The sequence below is a fragment of the Streptomyces sp. NPDC059534 genome, from assembly GCF_042743475.1.
GTDB lineage: Bacteria > Actinomycetota > Actinomycetes > Streptomycetales > Streptomycetaceae > Streptomyces.
Genome location: NZ_JBHWAQ010000008.1, coordinates 19,413 through 45,027, shown reverse-complemented (window position 1 = coordinate 45,027; position 25,615 = coordinate 19,413). Strand labels below are relative to the sequence as shown.

Annotated in this window: 13 protein-coding genes; 6 read left to right on the top strand and 7 right to left on the bottom strand. The window is 73.9% G+C overall.

Features of this window, described 5'->3' with window-relative positions:
* Positions 1–63 precede the first annotated feature (63 nt).
* Complete coding sequence (locus ACFVZH_RS12385; protein ID WP_384896013.1) at positions 64–687, bottom strand: CGNR zinc finger domain-containing protein; 624 nt, start codon at positions 685–687, stop codon at positions 64–66.
* 64 nt (positions 688–751) lie between these two features.
* Here ACFVZH_RS12385 and ACFVZH_RS12380 point away from each other — a divergent pair, with 64 nt between their 5' ends.
* Complete coding sequence (locus ACFVZH_RS12380) at positions 752–2,011, top strand: MFS transporter (protein ID WP_384896011.1); 1,260 nt, start codon at positions 752–754, stop codon at positions 2,009–2,011.
* Positions 2,012–2,123: 112 nt separating this feature from the next.
* Here the strand turns inward: ACFVZH_RS12380 and ACFVZH_RS12375 are convergent, their stop codons facing one another.
* Positions 2,124–2,459, bottom strand: a complete 336-nt coding sequence (locus ACFVZH_RS12375) for an NIPSNAP family protein (RefSeq protein ID WP_384896009.1) — start codon at positions 2,457–2,459, stop codon at positions 2,124–2,126.
* Positions 2,460–2,572: 113 nt separating this feature from the next.
* Entirely contained in the window at positions 2,573–3,766 is a 1,194-nt protein-coding gene (locus ACFVZH_RS12370) for an MFS transporter (protein WP_384896007.1), read from the bottom strand.
* A 148-nt stretch (positions 3,767–3,914) separates the two neighbouring features.
* Here ACFVZH_RS12370 and ACFVZH_RS12365 point away from each other — a divergent pair, with 148 nt between their 5' ends.
* On the top strand, positions 3,915–4,394 hold the full coding sequence (locus ACFVZH_RS12365) for an ATP-binding protein (protein WP_384896005.1): 480 nt from the start codon (positions 3,915–3,917) through the stop codon (positions 4,392–4,394).
* Between the two features lie 269 nt (positions 4,395–4,663).
* On the opposite strand, the gene ACFVZH_RS12360 is transcribed toward ACFVZH_RS12365, so the two are convergent.
* The 4 genes from ACFVZH_RS12360 to ACFVZH_RS12345 form a co-directional block, all read right to left on the bottom strand.
* The gene (locus ACFVZH_RS12360; RefSeq protein WP_384896003.1) at positions 4,664–5,116 is read right to left on the bottom strand and encodes an iron chaperone; all 453 of its coding nucleotides are present in this window, start codon (positions 5,114–5,116) and stop codon (positions 4,664–4,666) included.
* A 158-nt stretch (positions 5,117–5,274) separates the two neighbouring features.
* The gene (locus ACFVZH_RS12355) at positions 5,275–5,925 is read right to left on the bottom strand and encodes a winged helix DNA-binding protein (protein ID WP_384896001.1); all 651 of its coding nucleotides are present in this window, start codon (positions 5,923–5,925) and stop codon (positions 5,275–5,277) included.
* An 80-nt stretch (positions 5,926–6,005) separates the two neighbouring features.
* Positions 6,006–6,818 carry a dimethylargininase gene (gene ddaH / locus ACFVZH_RS12350; protein WP_384896000.1) on the bottom strand — a complete coding sequence of 271 codons (813 nt, stop codon included), beginning with the start codon at positions 6,816–6,818 and terminating at the stop codon, positions 6,006–6,008.
* Between the two features lie 19 nt (positions 6,819–6,837).
* Positions 6,838–7,785: a methionyl-tRNA formyltransferase gene (locus ACFVZH_RS12345; protein WP_384895999.1), complete on the bottom strand. Its 948-nt coding sequence runs from the start codon at positions 7,783–7,785 to the stop codon at positions 6,838–6,840.
* 245 nt (positions 7,786–8,030) lie between these two features.
* On the opposite strand from ACFVZH_RS12345, the gene ACFVZH_RS12340 reads away from it, so the two are divergent.
* The 4 genes from ACFVZH_RS12340 to ACFVZH_RS12325 all read left to right on the top strand — a co-directional run bounded on the left by ACFVZH_RS12340 (position 8,031) and on the right by ACFVZH_RS12325 (position 25,514).
* Positions 8,031–9,383: a lysine N(6)-hydroxylase/L-ornithine N(5)-oxygenase family protein gene (locus tag ACFVZH_RS12340; protein WP_384895997.1), complete on the top strand. Its 1,353-nt coding sequence runs from the start codon at positions 8,031–8,033 to the stop codon at positions 9,381–9,383.
* A 173-nt stretch (positions 9,384–9,556) separates the two neighbouring features.
* Positions 9,557–10,612, top strand: a complete 1,056-nt coding sequence (locus ACFVZH_RS12335; protein ID WP_384895995.1) for an iron-siderophore ABC transporter substrate-binding protein — start codon at positions 9,557–9,559, stop codon at positions 10,610–10,612.
* Positions 10,613–10,689: 77 nt separating this feature from the next.
* A complete protein-coding gene (locus tag ACFVZH_RS12330; RefSeq protein WP_384895993.1) occupies positions 10,690–25,308 on the top strand; it encodes an amino acid adenylation domain-containing protein in 14,619 nt (4,872 codons plus the stop codon).
* Positions 25,305–25,514, top strand: a complete 210-nt coding sequence (locus ACFVZH_RS12325) for an MbtH family protein (protein ID WP_384895991.1) — start codon at positions 25,305–25,307, stop codon at positions 25,512–25,514. Before ACFVZH_RS12330 ends, ACFVZH_RS12325 begins: the two co-directional genes overlap by 4 nt.
* Positions 25,515–25,615 lie beyond the last annotated feature (101 nt).

Genomic DNA, 25,615 nt, shown 5'->3' with positions numbered 1-25,615 from the left:
GTACGCCGTACGCAGCCGGGCGGCCGGCCGGTCGGTCGGCGGTCGGCCGGCTCCGGAGGTCGGTCAGCCGCCGGCGCCCTTGCGGGCGCGGAACGCCGCGGCCTTCGTGCGGTTCTGGCAGGCGGTCGAGCAGAACTGGCGGGCGGCGTTGCGGGAGGTGTCGACGTAGACGCGGTCGCACCGGTCGGCGTGGCAGACGCCCAGGCGGCCGGCGAGGCTGCCGCCGACGGCAAGGGCGAGCGCGGTGGCGCAGCTGGCGCTGTGGCCGGCGGCGAAGGAGTCGTTCGCGCCGTGGAAGTGCAGGTGCCAGGGCGGGTTGTCGGTCGGGGCTCCGTTCCGGTCGGTGGCGGGGGCCCGGTCGAGGCGTGGGCGGGCGCCGGTGTCGCGGAGGAGGCCGTTGACGGTGGTGGCGGCGGTGTCCGGGTCGCCGTCGTGCATCGCCTGGAAGACCTGGCGCATGGCGTCCGCGGTGGTGGCGAGGTAGGCGGCCTCGGCGGGATCGAGGGTGCGGGGGAGGGAGCCGGCGGTGTCGGAGACCGCGGCTTCGACGGCCTTGAGGAGGTCCGGACCGTGGGGGGCGGGGTACGGGCGGCCGCGGGCTTCGCCGGCGGTCAATGCGTTCACGAGCGATACGGCGTGTTCCAGCAGTACCGCGACGTGACTGTCGAACATCACTTGACCAGTCACTCCCTCGATGGTTAGCGTTGTGACTGACGATAGTCGATTCGACAGTCACGTGAGGGGTGGCGGAATGCCGCGGACCGTATGGCTCCTGGTGGCCGCCCGGGCGATCAACCGGCTCGGTGCCTTCTCGCTGCCCTTTCTGACCGTCCTCATCAGCGCGGAGTTCGGTGCGAGCGTCACGACGGCGGGCCTGGTGTCCGCGGCCTTCGGAATCGCCACGATCCCGTCACGGCTCGCCGGAGGCAGGCTCGCGACGCGTATCGGGCGACGCCGCACGATCGTGCTCGGGCTCACCGGGTGCGCCGTCGCGCAGCTGGGGATCGCCGCCGCCGGGTCGCTCGTCGTGGTGGCCGTGTTCGCCGTACTGCTCGGGCTGGCCTTCGAGCTGTACGAGCCGCCGAGCCAGGGGCTCATCGCCGACGCGGTCGGCCCCTCCGAACGCGTCCGCGCCTACAGCCTGTTCAACGCCGCCCTCGCCGCCGGTGGCACCGGCGCGGGCCTCATCGCCGCGGCTCTGGGCCGCTGGGACCTGCGGTGGCTGTTCGTCGTCGACGCGGTCACCTGCCTCCTGTGCGCCCTGACCCTGCGCCTCGCCCTGCCCGCCGACCACCCCGACCACGCCGACCACCCCACCCACCCCGACCGCCCCGACCACGCGGACCCCCCGGCCGGCCGGCGGGGTGGGGACGCGGAGCCCGTACGGCCCTGGCGCGATCGAGCCCTGAGGGCCGTGTTCCTCTCCGGAACCCTGTTCGCGCTCGTCACCACCCAGATCACGATGGGTCTGCCGCTGACCCTCGCCCGGCGCGGCCTCGAACCCGCCGACGCCGGTCTGCTGTTCACCGCTTCCGCGGTCGCCGTCGTCGCCTCCCAGCCGGCGCTCCGGCTCCGGCGCCTCGCCTCACTCCCCGACTCAGCGGCCCTCGCGCTCGGCCACGTACTTCTGGCGATCGGGCTGGCCGGCTACGCGATCGCCTCCACCCTCCCCGCCTTCCTGGCGGCCACGGTCGTGTGGACCCTCGGCGACGTCCTCGTCCTCGGCCGCGTCCTCACCGTCGTGGCGGACCTCGCACCCCGCGGCGGCGCCGACCGCTACCTCGCCGCCTACGGCATCAGCTGGGGCATCGCCACCGTCGTCGCCCCGCTCACCTCCACCCAACTGCTCGCCCACGTCGGCCCCGCCGCCCTGTGGGCCGCCACCGCCTCCCTCTGCCTCGCCCTCGCCGCGGCCCAACTCCTCGTGGTCGAACCCCTGCTCCGCCCGGCACGCGCCCTCCGCGCCGACCCGCCCCCGACCGGCACACCCAAGCGAGCGGCGCCGCGGTAGGGGCAGGAGAAGAGGGGAAGGGCGGGGCACCCGCTGCCTCGCGGGGCCGCGAGGCGGCATCGCCGGAACCCCCGGCCGGACCGCTCGTGCCCCGCGCCTTCCCCGCCCCGCATCAGAGGACCTGAGCAGCCACCGTCGCGGGGTTCGCATCCAGCGGACGCAGGAACCGGCGCTCGTACCGCTTGATGCAACCGGTCGCACGCGCCAGCTCGAAGGCCGCCTGGCACTCGGGGTCCTTCATGCTGGCCTTGCGATAGACCTCGTACTCGGCAAGCCCGGGAAACGTGAACAGCGCGTACGCGATGTCACTGTCGCCCTCGCTCGGGAGGAAGTAACCATGGTGGTCACCCCCGAACCGGTTGACCAGCGCGACCCAGCGACGGCCGTACTCCTCGAAGTCCTCCAGCTTGTCGACGTCGATCTCGTACTTCAGATGAATGGTGACCATGCCCCAGTGTCCCCCACCTGCCGCCCGCCCCTGTCGTCGAAGTGCTGGTCAGCCACGGGACGCAGTGCGGTGCGGAGGCTTCGGAGGGCTGTGCCGGTCGCAGGGGGGTGCCGTCATGAGGCTTCGGATCTGACGGGGCGGCGGAGGAGGTAGGCGGCGGCGGAGGCGACGAGCAGGAGCATGCAGGCGGTGAAGACGAGGCCGGCTTGTTCCAGGCCGAGGGGGTCGGAGAGGAGACCCACGCCGATGACGGGGATGGAGATGCCGGTGTAGGCGACGACGAAGAGGGTGGAGATGACCGCGGCGCGCTGGGCGGGGGGTGCGGCGCCGGCGACGGCGGACAGTGCGGCGCGGAAGGAGAGGCCCTGGCCGACGCCGCCGACGACGGCGGCGAGCACGACGAGGACCAGGAGGTCGGTGGCGAGCGCTCCCGCGAGGAGGGCGAGGCCGGCGAAGAGCACCGCGCAGCCCAGGGGCAGGGAGCGGCGGACGCCGACGCGGCCGACCGCGATCTGTCCGGCGGTGGAGGCGAAGAAGGCGAGCGCGACGATCAGACCGGTGACGGCGTGGTTGTCCACGTGGAGGAAGCGGGAGAGGAACGCGGGGCTGACCGAGGTGAAGACGCCGAACAGGGCGAAGCCCGCGAAGGAGGCGATCGCCGCCGGTACGAAGACGGGGCGGACCGGTGGGGGGAGCGCGGGCCGTTGCGGGCGTACGGCGGTCAGCGGGCGGCGATCGCGTACGGTCTCCGGCAGCCGGACCAGGACGACGGCGGAGACGGCCACCAGGGCGAGGTGCACGGCGAACGGCAGCAGCAGGGGTTCGGGGGCGTACTCCGCGAGGAGGCCGGCGAGCAGGGGGCCGCAGCCGAGACCGCCCATGTTGGCGGCCGTCGCCACGAGCGTCGCCCGGGACGCGCCGCCGGGGGGTGCGAGGTCCATGACGTAGGCGGTGGCGGCGCCCGTGAAGAGGCCGGCCGAGAGGCCGGAGAGCAGCCGGCCCGCGTACAGCCACCCCAGGCCCTCGGCGCCCAGGAAGCAGAGGGCGCTCGCCGCCGCGAACCCGAGGCCCCACAGCAGCGTCGGCCGCCTGCCGATCGTGTCCGAGGCGTTGCCGGCGAGCAGCAGCACGCCGATGACCCCGAAGGCGTACACCGCGTACACGACGGTCACCGTCAGTTCGGAGAACCCGAACTTCTCCTGGTACAGGGGGTAGAGCGGCGTGGGCAGCGTCGTGCCGGTCATCCCCACCACGAACACGGCCCCGGCGAGCAGGCATCGGAGCCACCCTTGACGATCACCAGCCATGCCGCCGACCGTAACCCCGCCGACGGCCCCCGTCGCGGTGGCACGAGCCCACGATCGGAAAAAGGTATAAAAGGGATGAAGGGTGCGAGGAGGTTGGGGGAGTCCATGCGGGACGATGAACGGTCCGGGCACGGCCACGGAGGCGGCCATGACAGAGAGCGCTGACGTCCCCCCGGAGCAGGTCCGCAGGCTCGTGCTGAACCGGACCCGCGGTGTGGTGGCACGCTGCCGGGACTTCACCGCCGCGGCGCTGGCCGACTGGGGCTGGATCCCCCCGGAGAGCGAGGAGGCGGGGGAGCGGGTCGAGGACGTCCTGCTGCTGGTCTCCGAGGTCGTCACCAACGCCTGTCTGCACGCCGGCGGCCCCGAGGAGCTGATCCTGCGCCACACCGAGGGTCGGCTCCGGGTGGAGGTGGCCGACGCCAGCCCCGAACATCCGAAGGCCCAGCTGCCCCGGTCGCCCGGGGTGCCCGGCGGCCACGGTCTGATGGTGCTCGACCGGCTTGCCGGTGCCTGGGGCACGGTGGACAAGCCCTCGGGGGCCGTGGGCAAGGTCGTCTGGCTGGAGGTCGGCCGGCCGTCCCGTCCCCCGTGGCGCCGTCCCGGGGGAGGGTCCTCCCCGAGCTAGCCGAGGGTGCGGAGGACGTCGGCGCGAGTCGTGTGTCGGGCGCCCGAGCCGGCCCAGGGCGGGGAGGGGGTCGGTGCGAGTCGTGCGTCCGGCGAGGTCGATCCGTGGGATCCGGAGGCGGCGGGGCACCCGAACGGCCCAGCTGGTGTGGTGGAAGACCGCTGGGCGCCACCGCCGGCCCGCGCGGTCGCACGCCCGACCGCGCGGGCCGTCTGCGGCCCGGCGGCAGGCCGGCGGCAGGCCGGCGGCAGTGGGTCAGCGGGGGCGGGTCAGCTGACGGCCTGCTTCACGAGGGCGCCGATGCGCTTCTCCACGTCGGGGGTGACCTCGGTGAGGGCGAATCCGGCGGCCCACATGGTGCCGTCGTCGAGGTTGGCCTGGTCGCTGAAGCCGAGGGTCGCGTAGCGGGCCTTGAACTTCTCGGCGCTCTGGAAGAAACAGACGATCCTGCCGTCGAGCGCGTAGGACGGCATGCCGTACCAGAGCTTCGGCGCGAGGTCGGGGGCGTTGGCGGTGACGACGGCGTGGACGCGTTCGGCGAGGATGCGGTCGGTGTCCTTCATCTCGGCGATCTTGGCCAGGACGTCCCGTTCCGCTTCGGCCGCCTTGTCGGCGAGGGAGCTGCGGCGAGCGGCTGCCTTCTGCTCCTTGGCGTGATCCTTCATCGCGGCCCGCTCATCGGCCGAGAATCCCTCGTACGTTCCGCTTTCGGTCTTGCCCATGGCAGATTCCCCCTTGAGGGTGGTGGCGAACGGGATCTTGAGACGGGACTGTAGCCCGGCAGATCTCCGGCGCCCGTCATAACGCGCTGGTTCCACCACAGTTGTCGTATCTGCTGCCGATTGCTTTCACTTTCTTGTACCGCGGGGGCGCGGCGGAGTCACGAGGGCGCGGAGGAGAGGTGGTGGTGCACGCGGCGGAGGAGGGAGGCGAGTTGGCGGCGTTCCGCCTCGTCGAGCGGGCCGAGGACGTCGTCGTCCGTCGCCGCGATCTCCGCGCCGAGTTCGGCCAGGGAGGCCCTGCCGCGCGGGGTCAGCCGGACCACGACACGCCGCCGGTCGGCCCGGTCGCGGACGCAGTCCACGTCCCCGAGGGCGACGAGGTCGTTGACGACCTTGACGAGGTCGCTGACGTTGATGTCGAGCCGCGCGGCGAGGGCCGTCTTCATCTGCGGGCCGAGGTCGTCGAGCAGGGCCAGCACGGTCAGGTGCCAGAGGCGTAACCCCCGGGCGGCCAGCGTGTCGGCGAGCCTGCGGCGGGCTGCCTTGCCGACGGCGGACATCAGGTAGGCGTTGAGGTCCAGCACGCTCGGCGGCGTGCCGCGTGGGGTTCTCGGCGGGTGCGCCGGTTCACGGGAGGGCGTGGCCGGTCCGGCCGGACCCGGTTCGGGGACGGTGACCGGGGACAGGTCGGCGTCGGCGATGGCCCTGAAGACGTGGGCCCAGTCGGTGGGCACGTTGGAGATGCCGACGAGGGTGAAGCGGTTGCCCGACGGGTCGTGCGCCGTACCGGAGATGACCGGCTGTTCCATCAACTCTTCCTTGGGGTCCGGCCGGTGCGTCGGAGACACCCCGGCGACGTGCCCCGGGACCGTCCGGGGCACGTCGGGGTTCAGGCGGCCGTACGCAGCTCCAGCGTGCAGCACTTGACGCTGCCGCCGGCCTTGAGGAGTTCCGAGAGGTCCACGCCGACGGGGTGGAAGCCCCGCTCGCGCAACTGCTCGGTCAGCGCTGTGGCGTTGTGCGGGAGGACCACGTTGCGGCCGTCGGAGGTGGCGTTGAGGCCGAAGACCGCCGCGTCCTCCTCCGTGGCGATCACGGCGTCCGGGAACAGCCGCCGCAGCACGGCGAGGCTGCCCGGCGAGAAGGCCGCGGGGTAATAGGCGACCGTCGTCTCGTCGAGCACCGCGAGGGCGGTGTCCAGGTGGTAGTAGCGCGGGTCGACGAGCGTCAGCCCGATGACGGGGCGCCCGAAGAACTCCTGCGCCTCGTCGTGCGAGCGGGGGTCGCTGCGGAAGCCCGTCCCCGCGAGCAGCCACTCGCCGGCGAGCAGGTAGTCGCCCTCGCCCTCGTTGACGACCCCGGCGGTGCGGAGGTCGGGGAAGCCGTTGTCCCGCAGCCAGGCGTGGTAGGCGGGGCCCTCCGCGATGCGTTCGGCGTCGCGGAAGCGGGCGACCAGGGCGCGCCCGTCGACGACGGTGGCGCCGTTGGCGGCGAAGACCATGTCGGGGAGGCCGGGGAGGGGGTCGATCGTGTCGACGGTGTGCCCGAGGTTCAGGTAGACCTCGCGCAGCTTCTCCCACTGGGCGATCGCCAGGGGGGTGTCGACGGGCTTCGCCGGGTCCATCCAGGGGTTGATGGAGTAGATCACGTCGAAGTAGGTGGGCCGGCACATGAGGTAGTGCCTGGGCCGTGCGGTACGCATAGGGCGAGGGTCCTCGGGGTCAGGGGCGGCCGGTCAGGTAGCCGCCCATGGAAGTGAAGTACTCGGCTGCGGGGAGTTCGCGCCCGTCCTCGGTCCGTACGCGGGTCAGGGCCAGACCGTGGTTGCGGCCGGTCCGGGCGTCGGCTCCGGCGACGATCACGACGCCGTCGCCCTCGCGGTAGAAGACGCGCCCGGGAGTGCCTCCGTACCGGCCGGTGGAGACGACGGCGGAGAGGACTTCGAGGCGCTTGCCTCGGTGGAAGGTGAAGGCGGGCGGGTACGGCGCCGACTGGGCGCGGACCAGGCGTTCGAGGACGTCGGCCGGCCAGTTCCAGTCGATGCGGATGTCCTCCTCGGCGCGCTTGTGGAAGAAGCTGGCCCGCGACCTGTCCTGCGGAGTGAAGTCGGTCCGGCCGGAGGCGATCAGGTCGAGGGCGCCGATCGTGACGGGGGCGATGAGGTCGACCGTCTTGTGGAAGAGGTCGGTCGCCGTGTCGGTGGGTCCGACCGCGACCGCACGCTGCTGGACGATGTCGCCGGCGTCGAGCACCTCGTCCATCATGTGGGCCGTCACGCCCACTTCCGTCTCGCCGTTGATCAGGGCCCAGATCAGCGGGGAGAAGCCCGCGTACCGGGGCAGCAGCGAGTCGTGGACGTTGAGCGTGCCGTGGCGCGGCAGTGTGTAGATCCGGGGCGGGATCCAGGTGCGCCAGTTGTTGGCCACGATGATGTCCGGGTCGGCCTCCTTGAGCCGGACGAACAGCTCCTCGTCGTCGGGCCGGTTGCGGATGACGACGGGGACGCCGTGCTCCGCGGCCAGGTCGGCGACGGAGTCGCTCCAGATCTTCTCGTAGGCGTGCTCGCTCCTGGGGTGCGTCACGACCGTCACGACGTCGTGTTCGGAGTCCAGGAGCGCTTGGAGGGTGCGATGGCCCCAGGTCTGATAGCCGAACATGACGACCCGCATGGGCTTCCTCCTCGGAAGGGCGATGGAACGGCGCCAAGTAAAGCAAGGCTTACCTAAGATGACAACTGGCCCTGGCTTCAAGGCCGTTCACGGCCAATGGCCGGAATCCGACTCCGGTCAGCCTGTCGACAGGCCCCGTCAGATGAGGTTAGCTTTACCTAAGTTCGGTCCGGGCCGCCTTCTCGGTGTGCCCGATGACCCGTTCCCGCCCACGCCCCACAGACGGCTCGCACGATGGGAGTGACATGTCGCAGGTTCTTCCTGGTGACACACCTCTGGTCCACGACCTCATTGGCATCGGCTTCGGGCCGTCCAATGTGGCGATGGCGTTAGCGCTCGGCGAGCACAACGCCCGCGTCGGCAGGGAGGAGGCCGTCACCGCCCACTTCTTCGAGCGGCAGGCGAGCTTCGGTTGGCACCGCGGCATGCTGATCGACGACGCGACCATGCAGGTGTCCTTCCTCAAGGACCTGGTGACCCTCCGGAACCCCGCCAGCGAGTACAGCTTCCTCTGCTACCTGCAGAGCAAGGGCCGGCTGATCGACTTCGTCAACCACAAGAACCTGTTCCCGCTCCGCGTGGAGTTCCACGACTACTTCGAGTGGGCGGCGGCGAAGGTCGACGACATGGTCTCGTACGGCCACGAGATCATCGCCGTCGAACCGGTCCTCCAGGACGGCGCCGTGGAGTACCTGGAGGTGACCGCCCGCGCCGGCGCGGAACTCGTCGTCCACCGCGCCCGCAACCTCGTCCTCGGCACCGGACTGCGCCCCCGCCTGCCGGACGGCATCGAGCGCAGCGACCGCGTCTGGCACAACTCCGACCTGCTGGCCAAGGTGGACGGCCTGGAGGGAAGCTCCCCCGAGCGGTTCGTCGTCGTGGGCGCCGGCCAGAGCGCCGCCGAGAACGTGGCCTACCTGCACCGCCGCTTCCCCGGCGCCGAGATCTGCGCCGTCTTCTCCCGCTACGGCTACAGCCCCGCCGACGACAGCAGCTTCGCCAACCGCATCTTCGACCCGGACGCCGTCGACGAGTACTTCACCGCGCCCGACGACATCAAGCGCAAACTCATGGACTACCACGGGAACACCAACTACTCCGTGGTGGACATCGACCTCATCGACGACCTCTACCGGCAGTCGTACCAGGAGAAGGTCCTCGGCACCGAGCGCCTGCGCTTCCTCAACGTCTCCCGCCTCACGGGCGTCGAGGAAGGCCCCGACCGCGTGCGTGCCCGCGTCACGTCCCTGGTCAGCGGCGAGGAGACGGTACTCGACGCCGACGTGGTCGTCCTGGCCACCGGATACAGCCCCGCCGACCCCGTCGCCCTCCTCGGCGACGTCGCCGAGCGCTGCCACCGCGACCGGCACGGCCGGCTCCTCGTCGAGCGCGACTACCGGATCGCCACCGACCCCGAACTGCGGTGCGGCATCTACCTCCAGGGCGGCACCGAGCACACCCACGGCATCACGTCGTCGCTGCTCTCCAACACCGCGATCCGGGTCGGCGAGATCCTCGGCTCGGTACTCGGCCGCCGCCGGGCCCCCGCCGCCGACCAGGCCCGTCCGGTCGCCGACGGCGTCGGCACCGCCCGCTAGACGCCGCATCCGGGCGCCCGCACGCGCCCGCCCGCGCTCGCCCCGCCGAGCGCCACCCTCGCGCAGCACCCCCCGCGCAACACCCTCGCGCAAGACCGCCATGCCCCGCCGGGCCGCTTCGCCGTGCCCGGCCGGCCCGGCACGCACCGAGAATCCCCGTGAAAGGAACATCCGTGTCCACTGGTGCACGTCCCGTACTGGCGCGATTCGCCAGATCCGCCCCCCGGCCGGTCGTCGTCGCGGTGGCGGCGCTCGCCCTCGCCGCCTGCGGCGGCGGTTCCGGCGAGTCCGCCCCGGCCACCCCGTCCTCGGCGCCGGCCCCGGCCGACGCCGCGCCCGCCGCGTTCCCGGTGACCGTCGCCCACAAGTACGGCAGCACGACGATCGACAAGGCGCCGAAGACGATCGTCACGCTCGGCCTCTCCGACCAGGACGCGGTGCTCGCGCTCGGCGTGAAGCCGGTCGGCGCGGTCGACTGGTTCAAGGAGCAGCCGTACGGCAAGTGGCCGTGGACGAAGGACAAGTGGGGCGACACGAAGCCGGAGATCGTCGGCGAGCGCGACGAGTACAACATCGAGAAGATCGCGGCGCTCAAGCCGGACCTGGTCATCGCCCAGTACTCGGGGATGAAGAAGGAGCAGTACGACACGCTCTCCAAGTTCACCAAGGTCGTCGCCCAGCCCGAGGAACACCCCGACTACGGGGCCCCGTGGCAGGTCATGACCCGGCAGATCGGCAAGGCGCTCGGCAAGGACGCCGAGGCCGAGAAGCTGATCACGGACATCGACGCCCGCTTCAAGGGCGTCCGGGACAAGCACCCCGAGTTCACGGGGAAGACCCTGGCCGTCGCCGACAGCTTCGAGGCCGGCAAGTACTCCGCGTTCACGAAGACGGACCCCAAGGCGATCTTCTTCTCCGAACTCGGCTTCACGCTGAAGCCGGAGATCGACACCCTGGCCAAGCCGGGGTGGAACGCCGCCGAGCTCAGCGCCGAGAAGCTGAACGTCCTCGACGTCGACCGGCTCGTCTGGGTCACCTCCAGCACCGAGGCCAACGACCGCATCAAGGCGGAGCCGCTCTACAAGAAGCTGAAGGTCAGCCAGGAGAAGCGCGACCTGTTCGTGCCCTACCAGGGCCCCGACATCGGCGCCGCGTTCTCCTTCAACACCGTCCTGTCGATCCCGTACGCCATCGACGAGATCGAGCCGCTGCTCACGGCGATCAAGTGACGACCGGTCCCGTGGGACGGCAGGCCGTCCCGCGGGACCCCCACCGACGCACCCCCAGGGAAAGGCCACTTCGTACGATGTTTGACGACGAGTCGGACCGGGTGCCGGCCGCCGGGATCGCCCTCACCGGCGGGCAGTCCGGCATCTGGCTGGCCCAGCAGATGGATCCGGACAGCTCCGCCTACAACATCGTCTACACGCTCGACCTCAGACGCGGTACGACGGACGGCGGCAGCGGCACCGGAGTGGACCTCGACCGCCTCGCCGGCGCCATCCGCCGGGCCGTCGAGGAGACCGAGTGCCTGCGGGTGTCCGTCGTCGCCGGTGACGACGGGCCGCGGCAGCTGCCCCACGCCCTCCCCGTCGACGTCCGTGTCGTCGACCTGCGGGACGCGGCCGACCCCGAGGAGGCCGCCGCCGCGTGGATCGCCGCGGACCGGGAGCGGCCCGTCGACCTCGCTCGGGACCCGCTCACCGCCCACGCGCTGCTGAGGCTCTCCGACGACCGGGTGCTCTGGTCCCAGCGCCACCACCACATCGCCGTCGACGGCCGGGGCGTCACCCTCCTCACCCGCCGGGCCGGCGAGCTCTACACGCTGAGGGAGGGGGCCCCCGCGCCCCGCGAACGGTCCCTCGCCCGCCTCGTCGCCGCCGACCGGGCGTACCGTGCCTCCGCGCGGTACGCGACGGACCGGGCCTGGTGGGCGGAGCGGATGGCGGGCCGGACCGAGCCCGTCCGGCTCGTCGAGCGCGCCGCCGTCCCGATGACCCGCCGGCTGAGGCACACCACCGAGCTGCCCGCGCGCACCCTCGACCGACTGGAGGCCGTCGCCCGGAGCGCCGGCGTCCGGCCCTCCCGCGTGATGGTCGCGGCCGTCGCCGCCTACCTCCACCGCGTCAGCGGCGAACAGGACCTCGTCCTCGGCCTGCCCGTCACCGCACGACAGGACGAGGTGTCCGCGGCCGTCCCCGGCATGGTGTCGAACGTCGTCCCGCTGCGGCTGTCCGTCCGTCCCGGCGCCACCGTCGCCGAGCTCGTGGCACAGGCGGCGACCGCGATCGCCGACGCCGTCGCCCACGGGCGCTACCGCGCCGAGGACCTCGCCAAGGACCTGGGCCTCGTCGACGGCGTGCCGGAGCTCGTCGGCCCGACCGTCAACGTCCTGCCGCGCACCGACGACCTGCGGTTCGCCGACCACGAGACCGCCCTGCGTCCCGATTGGCTCGGCCCGGTCAGCGACCTGGCGTTCGGCTTCGCCGAGACCACGGGCGACCGGAGTGACCGGAGCGACCGGGACGAGCAGAGTGACCGAAGTAGCCAGACTGACCTGAGTGACCTGAGTGACCAGGGCGGCTTGAGCGACCGGGGCGGCCGGGGTGTCACCCTCCACCTCGACGTGGACGCGGACGTCTGCGACGAGGCCGCGCTCGGCGAGCACGAGCGCCGATTCCTCGCCCTCCTGGATGCCTTCGCCGAGGACCCCGACCGCCCCCTCGGCCGCATCGACCTCACCACCGAGGTCGAACGCGCCCTCGTGCTGGACGAGTTCGGCGTCGCCCCGCGCGAGGTGGAGGACCTCTCCTGGCCCGCCGCCTTCCAGCGCCAGGTCCGCCGCACGCCCGAGGCCGTCGCCCTCGTGTGCGAGGACGAGGAGATGACGTACGCCGAGCTCGACGGCGCCGCCAACCGGCTCGCCCGGCTCCTCGCGGCCCGCGGCGCAGGTACCGGGGACGTGGTCGCGGTGGCCCTGCCCCGCTCGCCGGAGCTCGTGGTGGCCCTCCTCGCCGTGCTGAAGACCGGCGCCGCCTACCTGCCGCTGGACGCCGACCACCCTCGCGACCGCCTCGCCCACATGCTCTCCGACTCCGGCGCCCGCACCGTCGTCACCGTGCGCGAACTCGCCGGAGAGCTGCCGGAGCCGCACGCGGTCACGCACCTGGTGCTCGACGACCCGGACACCGCGCGGGCCCGCGCCGCGCAGGCGGACACCGACCCGGGCGCGGACATCGCCCTCGACGCGGCCGCGTACGTCATCTACACCTCCGGCTCGACGGGCCGCCCCAAGGGCGTCGTCGTCCCGCACGACGGCGTGGGCAGTCTCGTCGCGACCGCGACCGACCGGATCGGCATCACCGCCGACAGCCGGGTCGTGCAGTTCGCCTCCGTCGGATTCGACGTGACCGTGTGGGACCTGATCATGTCGCTGTGCGTCGGCGGCCGGATCGTCCTCGTCCCCGCCGAGCGCCGCGTGGCCGGCCCCGCGCTCACCGACTACATCGCGCGCCACCGCGCCACCCACATGATCCTGCCGCCGTCGCTCGTCTCGGCGCTGCCCCAGGAGTGCGAACTCCCCGAAGGCGCCGTCCTCGTCGTCGGCACCGAGGCGGTACCCGCCGAACTCGTCGCCCGCTGGGGCGGCCGGGTCCGGGTCGTCGTCGCGTACGGACTCACCGAGGCGAGCGTCAACTCCACGCTCTGGCCCGCCGACCCCGGCCGGCCCGGTCCGGCGCCCATCGGCCGGCCCGACCCCAACACCCGCGCCTACGTGCTCGACACGGCCCTGCGCCCCGTCCCCGTCGGCGCCGAGGGCGAGTTGTACGTGGCAGGGCGCGGCCTCGCGCGCGGCTACCTGGGGCGCCCCGGCCTGACGTCCGAACGGTTCGTCGCCGACCCGTACGGGCCGCCGGGCACCCGGATGTACCGCACCGGCGACCGCGTCCGCTGGGGCGCCGACGGCAACCTGGAGTTCCTCGGCCGCGCGGACGGCCAGCTCAAGATCCGCGGCCACCGCATCGAGCCGGGCGAGATCGAGAGCGCCTTCATGGCCTGCCCGGGCATCGCCCAGGCCGCCGTCCTCGCCCGTGAGGACCACCGCGGCGTCAAGCGCCTCGTCGCCTACCTCGTCCCCGAGGAGGCAGGCGCGGACGCCGAAGCGGCCGTGGCCGCCGCGCGCGCCCACGTCGCCGGCACACTGCCCGACGCCATGGTGCCCTCGGCCGTCGTCGTCCTCGACCGGCCGCTCCCGCTGACCCCCAACGGCAAGCTGGCGGGCAAGGACCTGCCCGAGCCCCGGTGGACCGCCGTGACCGGCGCCGACACTCCCGGCACCCCGGCCGAGACCGCGCTCGCCGCACTCTTCGCCGACGTCCTCGGCCTGCCCGCCGTCGGCGTCCACGACAGCTTCTTCGAGCTGGGCGGCGACAGCATCGTCGCCATCCAGCTGGTCAACCGCGCCCGCGACGCCGGACTCGCGCTCACTCCCCGCGAGGTGTTCCGGCACCGGACCGTGGCGGCGCTCGCCCGGGTCGCACGCCCGGCCGCCGCGGCCCCGGCGCACCGGGAGCGCCTCGACGAGGACGCCCTGCCGGTCTCCCCGCTCCAGGAAGGCTTCTTCTTCCACGCGCGCTACGACAACGGGGCCGGGGACCTCTACCTCGTCCAGGAACTCCTCGACCTCGCCGGGCCCGTCCACCCGGACCGGCTGCGCCGCTCCCTCCAGCTGCTCCTCGACCGGCACCCGCTGCTCCGCGCGGCCTTCCGCCAGCTGCCCGACGGCGAGGTGGTCCAGCGCCTGGCGGACCGCGCGACCCTGCCGTGGCGCGAGGCCGACACCGCCGACACCGGCCTCGACGAGCTCCTGCGCGCCGACCGCGCCACACCGTTCGACCTGGACCGGCCGCCGCTCCTGCGCGCCACCCTCATCAGGGACGGGGAGCGCCACCGGCTCCTCCTCACCCTCCACCACATCGTCGCCGACGGCTGGTCCGTCGCCGTGCTGCTGCGCGAGCTCACCGCCGCCCACCAGGACGCCGTCCTGCCGGAGCCCGTCGCCCCGGAGCCGTACCTGGCCTGGCTCGCGGGCCGGGACCGGGACGCCGCACGCGCGGCCTGGCGCCGGGCGCTCGACGGGCTCGCCGGACCCACCCGGCTCCCCGGGCCGCCGCCGGCGGAAGGCGTCGCGGCCGCGCCCGAGCGCGTGGACACCCGGCTGCCGCGGGAACTGACCGACGAACTCGCCGCCTACGCCCGTGGCCACGGGCTGACCCTGAGCACCGTCCTGCACGGCCTGTGGGGTCTCCTTCTCGGCGGGCTGACCGGAAGCCGCGACGTCGTCTTCGGCACCACGGTCTCCGGGCGGACCACGGAGGTCGCGGGTCTGGACTCCGCGGTGGGCCTCTTCGTCAACACGGTTCCGGCGCGGGTGACCCTGCGGGCCGAGGAGTCGCTCACCGGACTGCTGCGGCGCGTCCAGGACGAGCACGCCGCCCTCCTCGACCACCAGCACCTCGGCCTCGCCGACATCCAGCGGATCGCGGGCGGCGGCGAACTCTTCGACACGCTCGTGGTACTGGAGAACTACCCGACCGGCTCTCCGGACGTCGGAGGGCCGGCGGGGGAGCAGCCCGACGGGCTGCGGATCACCGGCGCCGAGGTGTTCGACGCTGTCCACTACCCGCTCGCGCTCGTCGTCGAACCCGCCGCCGACGGGTTGCTGCTGCGGTTCAAGCACGACGCCGCGCGGCTCGACGGGGTCGCCGTGGCCGTCCTCGCCGGCCGGTTCGTGTCCCTGCTGCGGACCGCGGTCGCCGAACCCGACCGCCCGGTGGGCCGCACCGACCTGCTCTCCGACCGCGAGCGCGAGCACCTCGTCGAGCTCAACGCCACGGCGCACCCGGTGCCCGACGCGACGATCGCCTCGCTCTTCGCGGCGCGGGTGGCGGACACCCCCGGCGCCCCGGCCGTCGTCTTCGAGGACACCACTCTCACGTACGCGGAACTCGACCACCGCGCGGAGGAGTTGGCCCGGCGCCTGCGGGCGCGCGGCGCCGGAACCGAGGAGTACGTCGCCGTCGCGGTGCCGCGCTCGGCCGAGCTGATGGTGGCGCTCCTCGGCGTCCTCAAGGCAGGCGCCGCATACCTGCCCGTGGACCTCGACTACCCCGCCGACCGTGTCGCGTTCATGCTCGCCGACTCGGGTGCGCGGACCGTCGTCACGACGGCGGCGGCGGCCGAGCGGCTGCCCGCCGTGCCGGGCCTCGCCCACGTCGTCGTCGGTGCGAAGGGGCCGGACGCGCCGGAGGAACCGGGAGGTCCGCACCGGGCCGACGACGCACCCGCCCGGCCTGCGGGCCCCGACCACCCCGCGTACCTGATCTACACCTCGGGTTCCACCGGCCGCCCCAAGGGCGTCTCCGTCACCCACCGGGCCGTCGTGAACCGACTGGCCTGGATGCAGGGCCGGTACGGGCTGCACGCCGACGACCGGGTGCTGCAGAAGACCCCGTCGAGCTTCGACGTGTCGGTGTGGGAGTTCTTCTGGGCGCTGACCGAGGGCGCGGCCGTCGTCCTCGCCCGCCCCGACGGCCACCGCGACCCCGCCCAGCTGGCCCGCCTGATCGAGGACCGGCGCGTCACCACGGCGCACTTCGTGCCCTCGATGCTGGCCGCGTTCGTCCAGGCCATGGAGGCCGACAGCGGGGACCCCGGGTGGGCGAGGAGCCTGCGCCGGGTGTTCTGCAGCGGCGAGGCGCTGAGCGGCGCCGACGCGCGGCGCTGGTCGGACCTCACCGGACGCTCAGGCCGGACACCCGTCCCGCTGCACAACCTGTACGGCCCCACCGAAGCGGCCGTGGACGTCACGTACTTCCCGTACGAGGGCGCCGACGAGCCGGCGGTCCCCATCGGCCGGCCCGTGTGGAACACCCGGCTGCACGTCCTGGACCCGTTCCTGCGACCGGTGCCGGACGGCGTGCCCGGCGAGCTGTACCTCGCGGGCGTCCAGCTGGCGCGGGGCTACCACGGGCGGCCGGGACTGACCGCCGAACGGTTCGTGGCCGACCCGTCCGGTGCGCCGGGAGAGCGGATGTACCGCACCGGGGACCTGGTGTGCCGCCGCCCCGACGGCGCCGTCGAGTACCTCGGCCGCACCGACCGCCAGGTCAAGATCCGCGGCAACCGCATCGAGCCGGGCGAGATCGAGGCCGTCCTCGCGGCCCTCCCCGGCATCGCCCGCGCGGCCGTGACCGTCCGGGACGGCGCCCTCGTCGGGTACGCCGTCCCCGCATCCGGAGCCGCCCCGGACGGCGGGGCGCTGCACGCGGCGCTCGCCGACGCGCTGCCCGCGCCCCTCGTGCCCGGCGCCGTCGTCGTCATCGACGCGCTGCCCCTGACGCCCAGCGGCAAGCTGGACCAGAACGCCCTGCCCTCACCCAAACGCGCCCCGCGAGCGGGCGGCCGCGCGCCGTCCGACGCCCGCGAGCGCGCCCTGTGCGCGATCTTCGCCGACGTCCTCGGAGTGTCGGGGATCGGCGTGGACGACGACTTCTTCGTCCTCGGCGGCGACAGTCTCGGCTCCATCGTCGTCGCCACACGGGCCCGCGAGCAGGGGCTGGCACTCAGCCCGCGCGACGTGTTCGTGTGCCGTACCCCCGCCGCCCTCGCCGTCGCGGCCGCGCGGACCGCTGCCGACGAGGCCGCGCGGACCGTCGCCGTCGCGGCCGCGGGGACCGCCCCGGCCGACGCGCCCACCCTCCCCGACCCGACACCCCAGACAGCCGAGGTACCCGTGCACCAGGACGGCGTGACCGTCTCCGCCTCCGACGCCGGACAGGCCGCCGCCGCGCTCCAGGCCGTCCTGGCCCTCCAGCAGCAGTCCGGCGCGGCCGTCGACCCCGCCCTCAAGGCGCTGCTCGACCGGTTGAGCGCCGCCGCGCCCCCCGAACCCCCGGCCCCCGCCCCGCTCGGCGGGCTCGTCCTCACCGCGGAGGAGCGCGCACGCGTGCGCGCCGCCGCCGGGCGCGCGGTCACGGACGTCTGGCCGCTCTCCCCGCTCCAGGAGGGCATGTACTTTCACGCCGGCTACGACGCGGGGGACGCGCTCGACGTCTACCAGTCCCAGGAGACCCTGGACTTCGACCGCCGGGTCGACGCCGGGCGGCTGCGGGCCGCCTGCCGGACCCTGCTCGCCCGCAACACCGGTCTGCGCGCCGGGTTCACCGGCGACGGACTGCCCCGGCCGGTGCAGTTCATCGCCGACGGCGCCGAGATCCCGCTCGTCGAGGCGGACCTGTCGGGCCTGCCCGCCGACGTGCGCCGCACCCGCATGGAGGAGCTGCTCGCCGCCGACCGCAGGCAGCGCTTCGACCTGTCCTCGGTGCCGCTGTGCCGCCTGCTCCTCATCCGCCTCGGCGACGGCCGGGACCGGCTCGTCCTCACCCATCACCTCATCCTCTGGGACGGCTGGTCCGCGTGGCTGTTCCTGGAGGAGCTGTTCACGCTGTACGAGCGGGCCGGCGACGCCACCGGGCTGGAGCCGCCCGGCTCGTACCGCGACTACCTGGCCTGGCTGGACGCCCAGGACACGGCGGCCGCCCTGGAGGCGTGGCGCGGGGCGCTCGCCGGGTTCGACGAACCCACCCTGGTCGCGCCGGCCGGCCGCGACACGGGCCCCGTCATCCCGGTGGACCACGACGCGCTGCTCGGCCGGGAGAGCAGCGACCGGCTGCGCGCCCTCGCCCGGCGGCACGGACTCACCCTGAACACCGTCCTGAACGCGGCCTGGGGCCTCGTCCTCTCGGCGATGACGGGCCGCGCCGACGTCGCCTTCGGCACGGCGGTCGCCGGACGTCCGGCGGACGTGCCGCGGGTGGCCGGCATCATCGGCATGTTCCTCAACACGGTCCCCGCCCGGGTCGCCCTCGCCCCAGGCGAGCCGCTGCTCGACCTGCTCCGGCGGATGCAGTCCGAGCGCGCGTCCGTCATGCCGTACGAGTACGTGGGTCTCGGCACCCTCCAGCAGGAGACCGGCCACCGCCGCCTCTTCGACACCCTGTTCGTGCTCCGCTCCGCCGACGGCGAGGACCGGGCGGCGGCGCTCCGGGAACGGCACGGCATCACCGGCGTGTCCAACGTGGACGGCACACACTTCCCGCTCACCCTCATCGTCACCCCCGGCGCCCGGCTGAGGGTGACGCTCGCGGCGAGGCCCGACCTGTTCGGCGCGGCGGACGCCGCCACGATCCTCGCCCGGTTCACCACCGTCCTCGACCGCGTCGGCGAGATCCTCGACGGCCCGGACGCCGCATCCGTCCGGGCCGCGGGCATCGACCTGCTCCTGCCGGAGGAGCACGCCGCACTGGCCGCGGGCCGGGAGGCCGGCCGCGAGCCGGTGCCGGACGAGACCGTCGCCGACATGCTCACGGCGCAGGTCGCCCGCACCCCCGACGCGGTGGCGCTGGTCTTCGGCGACCACGCCCTCACGTACGACGAACTCGACGCCCAGGTCAACCGGCTCGCCCGGCTGCTGCTCGCCCGCGGCGCGGGGCCCGAGACGGTGGTGGCGCTCGCGCTGCCCCGGTCCATCGAGATGGTGGTCGCGCTCTTCGCCGTCCTGCGGACCGGCGCCGCCTACCTGCCGCTCGACCTCGACCACCCGGCCGACCGGCTGCGGCTGATGGCCGAGGACACCGGACCGCTCTGCCTGGTGTCCACGGTCGCCGTCGCCCCGTCCCTGCGCCGCGCGGACGGCCCCGTCGCCCCCGAACTGCTCCTCGACGACCCGTCCGTGGCCGCCGCGCTGGCCGCGCTGTCCGGCGACGGGATCACCGACGCCGAGCGGCCCGCGTTCGCCCGCGGTGTGCCCGGACGCCTGGAGCATCCCGCGTACGTCATCTACACGTCCGGTTCGACCGGCCGCCCCAAGGGCGTCGTCACCCCCTACCGGGGACTGACGAACATGCAGCTCAACCACCAGAAGGAGATCTTCGACCCGGCGATCGCCTCGGCCGGCGGCCGGCGGCTGCGCATCGCGCACACCGTCTCCTTCGCCTTCGACATGTCCTGGGAGGAGCTGCTCTGGCTCGTCGAGGGCCACGAGGTCCACGTCTGCGACGAGGAACTCCGCCGCGACGCCGAGGCGCTGGTCGCCTACTGCGACGAGCACCGCGTCGACGTCGTCAACGTGACGCCGACCTACGCCCAACTGCTCATCGAGGAGGGCCTGCTCGACCGGGACGGGACCACCGGGAAGCACCGGCCCGCCCTCGTCCTGCTCGGCGGCGAGGCCGTCTCCGACACCGTCTGGACGCGGCTGCGCCGCACCGACGGCACCTACGGCTACAACCTCTACGGCCCCACCGAGTACACGATCAACACGCTCGGCGGCTCCACCGCCGACAGCGGGGCACCGACCGTCGGCAGGCCCATCCGCAACACCCGCGCCCACGTCCTCGACACGATGCTGCGCCCGGTCCCGCCGGGCTGCCCCGGCGAGCTGTACATCGCCGGCACCGGCCTCGCCCGCGGCTACCACGACCGGGCGGGCCTGACGGCCGAACGGTTCGTCGCCGACCCGTTCGGCGAGCCCGGGGAGCGCATGTACCGCACGGGGGACCTCGTACGGCAGCGTCCCGACGGTCTGCTCGACTTCCTCGGCCGCACCGACGACCAGGTCAAGATCCGCGGCTACCGCGTCGAACTCGGCGAGATCGCCACGGCCCTCTCCGACCACCCCGAGGTCGCCCACGCCGCCGTCGTCGTCGTGCACGAGAACGCCGGCACCAAGCGCCTGGTCGGCTACGTCGTACGGGAGGACACCGCACCGGGGGACGCCGTACGGGAGAACGCGGCACCGGCGGACGCCTCAGGGGAGGACGCCGCACCGGCGGACGCCTCACGGGCGGACGCCGTCGAGCACGCCGAGGAGGAACTGCTCCAGCGGCTGCGCGACCACGTCAGGTCCCGGCTGCCCGACTACATGGTCCCGGCCGCCCTCGTCACCGTCACGACCCTGCCGCTGACCGTCAACGGCAAGCTCGACGTCAAGGCCCTGCCCGCCCCCGACCTCACCGGCAGCGCCAGGATCCGCGCCCCCCGCACCTCGCGCGAGGAGACGCTGTGCACGCTCTTCGCGGAGGTGCTCGGCCTGGCCGAGGGCAGCGTCGGCATCGACAGCGACTTCTTCGACCTCGGCGGACACTCGCTCCTCGCCACCCGGCTCGTCAGCCGCGCCCGCACCGCCCTCGACGCCGAACTGGCCATCCGCGACCTGTTCGAGGCGCCTACCGTCGCCCAACTCGTCGAGCGCGCGGACGCCTCGCGCGGTGCCGCGCGCTCCGCCCTGACCGCCCGCACGGGCGCGGGCCGGACCGACGAACTGCCGCTGTCGCACGCCCAGCAGCGGCTGTGGGTCATCCAGCAGATCGAGTGCACCTCCGCCGCGTACAACTTCCCCCTGGTCCTGCGGCTGCACGGCGCCTTCGACCGCACGGCGTGGGGCGCCGCCCTCACCGACGTGACCGACCGTCACGAGGCCCTGCGCACGCTCATCGCCGAGCGCGACGGCCAGGCGTACCAGCGGATCCTGCCCGCCGGATCGGCCCGCGTGCCCGTGGAGCACCTGCGCGCGACCGAGGACGAGCTGCCCGGCATCGTCGACGCCGCCGTCAAGCAGCCCTTCGACCTCGCCACCGAGCTGCCGATCCGCGCCACCACCGTGGAACTCGCCCCCGACGACCACGCCGTCGTGCTGCTGCTCCACCACATCACCACCGACGAGTGGTCCGACCGCCCGTTCCTGCGCGACCTGACCGCGGCCTACACGGCCCGCCTCGGCGGAGCCGCCCCCGACCGGGAGCCGCTGCCCGTCCAGTACGCCGACTACGCCCTCTGGCAGCAGCGCCTCCTCGGCGACCCGGCCGACGACGGCAGCCTCGCCGCCCGCCAGCTCGCCCACTGGCGGACGGCCCTGGCCGGCGCCCCCGAGGAGCTGGAACTGCCCACCGACCGGCCGCGCCCCGCCCGGCCGACGTTCGCCGGGGCCGAGGTCGACATCGCCTTCGACCCCGTCGTCCACGAGGGGCTCAGGCGGCTCGCCCGCGACGCCGGCGCCAGCATGTTCATGGTGGTGCACGCGGCCGTGGCCGCCCTCCTCCACCGCCTCGGCGCGGGCACCGACATCCCGCTCGGCGCGCCCATCGCCGGGCGGGGCGACGAGGCGCTCGACGACCTGGTCGGCTTCTTCGTCAACACCCTGGTCCTGCGCACCGACCTCGGCGGCGACCCCACCTTCACCGAGCTGCTCGCCCGGGTGCGCGCGGCCGACCTGGCGGCGTTCTCGCACGCCGACGTGCCGTTCGAGGCGGTCGTGGAGACGCTCAACCCGACCCGCTCCCTCTCCCGGAACCCGCTGTTCCAGGTGATGGTCGGCCACCACGTCCGCACCGGCGACGAGCTGCGGCTGCCGGGACTCCAGGCGCGGTACATGCCGTTCCGCGTCGGCTCCGCCAAGTTCGACCTCGTGTTCAGCTTCACCGAGCACACCTCCGCCGACGGCGGCCCCGACTCCCTCGGCTGCCGCCTGGAGTTCGCCACCGAACTCTTCGACGCGGAGACCGCCCGGCTCATCGGCGAACGCCTCCGCAGGCTGGTCACGGCGCTCGTCGACGCACCCGACCAGCCGCTGTCACGGGCCCGCATCCTCACCGACGAGGAGCGCCACCAGGTCCTGGAGGGCTTCAACGGCCTGCCCCGTGCCGTCCGGGAGGAGACCTTCCCCGCGCTCTTCGCCCGGTGGGTCGCCGAACGCCCGGACGCGGTCGCCGTCGTCGAACGTTCCCGCCCGGTGACGTACGCGGGACTCGACGCCCGCGCCAACCGGATCGCCCACCTGCTCGCCGCCCGCGGCGCCGGCCCCGAAAGCGTCGTCGGCGTGGCCGTGCCGCGCTCGGTCGACATGGTCGCCACGGTGCTCGCCGCGCTGAAGCTGGGCGCCGCGTTCCTCCCGCTCGACCTCGTCCACCCCGGCGACCGCCTCACGTACATGATCGAGAACTCGGGCACGGCCGTCGTGGTCGGCACGGAACCGGTCGCCGGCAAGATCCCGGACGTCCCGGGCGTCCCCGTGATCCTGCTCGACGCCCCGGACACCGCCGCGGCACTCGGCACCGGCCCCGACACGCCGCCGGCCGCCGCACCGGTCGCCCTGGACCAGGCCGCGTACGTGATCTACACCTCCGGCTCGACCGGCCGCCCCAAGGGGGTCGTCGTCCCGCACGAGGGCATCGCCAGCCTGGTCGCCACCGCCGTCGACCGGATGGGCCTGCGGCACGACAGCCACGTCCTCCAGTTCGCCTCGATCGGCTTCGACGTCTTCGCCTTCGAACTGGCGATGGCGCTCTGCCACGGCGGACGGCTCGTCCTCGTCGGCGACGAGGCCAGGGTCGCGGGACCCGCCCTCACCGACTTCCTCGCGGAGCAGCGGATCACCCACATGATCCTGCCGCCGTCGCTGATGTCCGCGCTGCCCCCGGGCTGCGCGCTCCCCGACGGCTCCACTGTCCTGGTCGGCACCGAGACGGTCCCGCCGGACCTGTTCGAGCGGTTCGGTGCCACGGCGCACCTGATCTGCGCCTACGGACTCACCGAGGCGACCGTCAACTCGACCCTGTGGCCGGCCCGCGAACACGGCGGCCGGGCCCCCGGCCGGGTCCCGATCGGCCGCCCCGACCCCAACACCCGCTGCTACGTACTCGACGAGCACCTGCGGCCGGTGCCGCCCGGCGTGACCGGCGAACTGTACGTGGCCGGGCGCGGCCTCGCCCGCGGCTACCTCGGGCAGCCGGGGCTCAGCGCGCAGCGGTTCGTCGCCGACCCGTTCGGCCCGCCCGGCAGCCGCATGTACCGCACCGGCGACCGCGCCCGCTGGCGCGCCGACGGCAACCTCGACTTCCTCGGGCGGGTCGACACCCAGGTGAAGATCCGCGGCTTCCGCATCGAACTCGGCGAGATCGAGGCCGCGCTCGCCGGCCACCCGTCGGTCGCCCAGGCCGCCGTCCTGCCCGACCGCGACGGCGACATCGTCCGCCTCGTCGGCTACGCCGTCCCCGAGACCGGACCGGGCGCGCCGGAAGAACTCGACCCGCGGGAACTGCGCGCCCATGTCGCCGCGCGGCTGCCCGAGTACATGGTCCCCGCCCTCGTCGTCCCGCTGGCCGGGCCGCTGCCGCTGACACCCAACGGCAAGCTGGACCGCAGGGCGCTGCCCGCACCGGACTGGTCGGGGATGACCGGCGACGCGCGGCCGGCGACGGCGACCCAGGCCCGGCTCGCCGGACTGTTCCGCGAGATCCTCCGGCTGGACGATGTCGGCGTCCACGACAGCTTCTTCGCACTCGGCGGCCACTCGATGGCCGCGATGCGCCTCCTCGGCCGGATCCGCACCGAGTTCGGCGCCGAACTGAGCATCCGGGACGTCTTCGACGCCCTCACCGTCGCCGGCATCGCCGGCAAGCTCGACGGCGCGTCCGCCGCACGCCCCGCGCTGCGGCCCGGGGACACGGCGGCCCACGGGGACGACGGACTGCCGGTCGCGCCCGTCCAGCAGGGGCAGTGGCAGGCGTACCGGCGCGGTCCCGGCTTCGACCACACACTGGTGCTCCGCTCGCCCGGCGGGCTCGACGCCGAGGCCCTCGCGGCGGCGCTCACCGACGTGACGGACCGCCACGAACCCCTGCGCACGGCCTTCGCCGAACGCGACGGCCGGCCCGTCCACCGGGCCGCCCCGGCCCCGACCCTCACCGTGGAGCGGTGCGAGGACCTCGACGCCCGGCCGGCCGAACTCGCCGCGGAGGCACCGGACCTGGAGCGGGAAGCCCCGCTGCGCGTCCGGCTGCTCACCGGCCCGGACGGGGCACAGGCCGTCGTCCTGACCCTCCACTACCTCGCCGTGGACGAATGGTCCGTGGTCCCCCTGCTCCGCGACCTCACCACGGCCTACGGCGCCCGAGCGGACGGCCGGGCCCCCGACTGGCGCCCGCTGCCGGTGACGTACGCCGACTACACCCGCTGGGCCCACCGGGTCCTCGGCGACCTCGACGACCCCGACAGCCGGGGCGGGCGGCAGCTCGCCTACTGGCGGCGGACACTCGCCGACGTCCCGGGCGAACTCGCGCTGCCCGCCGACGTCCCCGGCGAACTCGCGCCGCCGGCCGATGCGCCGCTCCCGGCCGCCGCCGGCACCGGTGCACGCCAGCCGGCGGGACACGTCGGCTTCGTCCTCGACGAAGCCCTGCACGCGGACGTCGACCGGCTCGCCGCCGCCACCGGCACCAGCATGTTCATGGTGCTCCACTCGGCCCTCGCCGCCCTCCTCACCGCCCACGGCGCCGGCACCGACCTGCCCGTCGGCACGATGGTCGCCGGACGCACCGACGACCGCCTCGCCGACCTCGTCGGCTGCTTCTTCAACACCGTCCTGCTGCGCACCGACACCGCGGGCGACCCGACCTTCGCCGAACTCCTGCGCCGCGTACGGGAGACCACGCTCAGCGCCCTCGACCGCCAGGAGGTCCCCTTCGACGAGGTGGTCCGGGCCGCCGGGCTGCGGCCCGACGGACCCCAGGTCATGGTGATCCACCACGAGCAGGCCGACCTCGGCCCTCTGGAAGGCGGGGTGGGCACCCTCCAGGCCCTCCCGACCGGCGCTGCACGGGCGGAGCTCACCCTGAGCTTCCACGAGCCGCGCGGCGAAGGAGCCGTGCACTGCGCGCTGATCCACGCGACCGGGCGGCTCGGCGCGGCGAAGGCCCGCCGGCTCGCCGACGAACTCCAGGCCCTGCTGCGTACGGTGGCGGCCGATCCCGAGCAGCCGCTCTCCGAGCTGTTCCCCGTCACATCCACGAGGAGTGAGAACGCATGACGACCAACCCCTTCGAGGACCCTCAGGGCCGCTTCCTGGTTCTGGCGAACGAGGAGAACCAGCACTCGCTGTGGCCCTCCTTCGCCGCCGTCCCCGCGGGCTGGCGGACCGTCTTCGGCGAGGACACCCGTGACGCGTGCCTCGCCTACGTCGAGTCCCACTGGACCGACCTCCGCCCGGCGAGCCTCATCGCCCGCCAGGGCTGACCCGCCCAGCACACAGACGGCCGCCCGCGGGGAACCTCCCCGCGGGCCGCCGTGCGCGTACGACGATCCGGTTCGTACGGATTCCTCTCCCGCCCGTCCGA

Coding starts and splice junctions, on each gene's coding strand:
- ACFVZH_RS12380 (WP_384896011.1), top strand. CDS start 752: ATGCCGCGGACCGTATGGCTCCTGGTGGCCGCCCGGGCGATCAACCGG.
- ACFVZH_RS12375 (WP_384896009.1), bottom strand. CDS start 2,459: ATGGTCACCATTCATCTGAAGTACGAGATCGACGTCGACAAGCTGGAG.
- ACFVZH_RS12370 (WP_384896007.1), bottom strand. CDS start 3,766: ATGGCTGGTGATCGTCAAGGGTGGCTCCGATGCCTGCTCGCCGGGGCC.
- ACFVZH_RS12365 (WP_384896005.1), top strand. CDS start 3,915: ATGACAGAGAGCGCTGACGTCCCCCCGGAGCAGGTCCGCAGGCTCGTG.
- ACFVZH_RS12360 (WP_384896003.1), bottom strand. CDS start 5,116: ATGGGCAAGACCGAAAGCGGAACGTACGAGGGATTCTCGGCCGATGAG.
- ACFVZH_RS12355 (WP_384896001.1), bottom strand. CDS start 5,925: ATGGAACAGCCGGTCATCTCCGGTACGGCGCACGACCCGTCGGGCAAC.
- ddaH (WP_384896000.1), bottom strand. CDS start 6,818: ATGCGTACCGCACGGCCCAGGCACTACCTCATGTGCCGGCCCACCTAC.
- ACFVZH_RS12345 (WP_384895999.1), bottom strand. CDS start 7,785: ATGCGGGTCGTCATGTTCGGCTATCAGACCTGGGGCCATCGCACCCTC.
- ACFVZH_RS12340 (WP_384895997.1), top strand. CDS start 8,031: ATGTCGCAGGTTCTTCCTGGTGACACACCTCTGGTCCACGACCTCATT.
- ACFVZH_RS12330 (WP_384895993.1), top strand. CDS start 10,690: ATGTTTGACGACGAGTCGGACCGGGTGCCGGCCGCCGGGATCGCCCTC.
- ACFVZH_RS12325 (WP_384895991.1), top strand. CDS start 25,305: ATGACGACCAACCCCTTCGAGGACCCTCAGGGCCGCTTCCTGGTTCTG.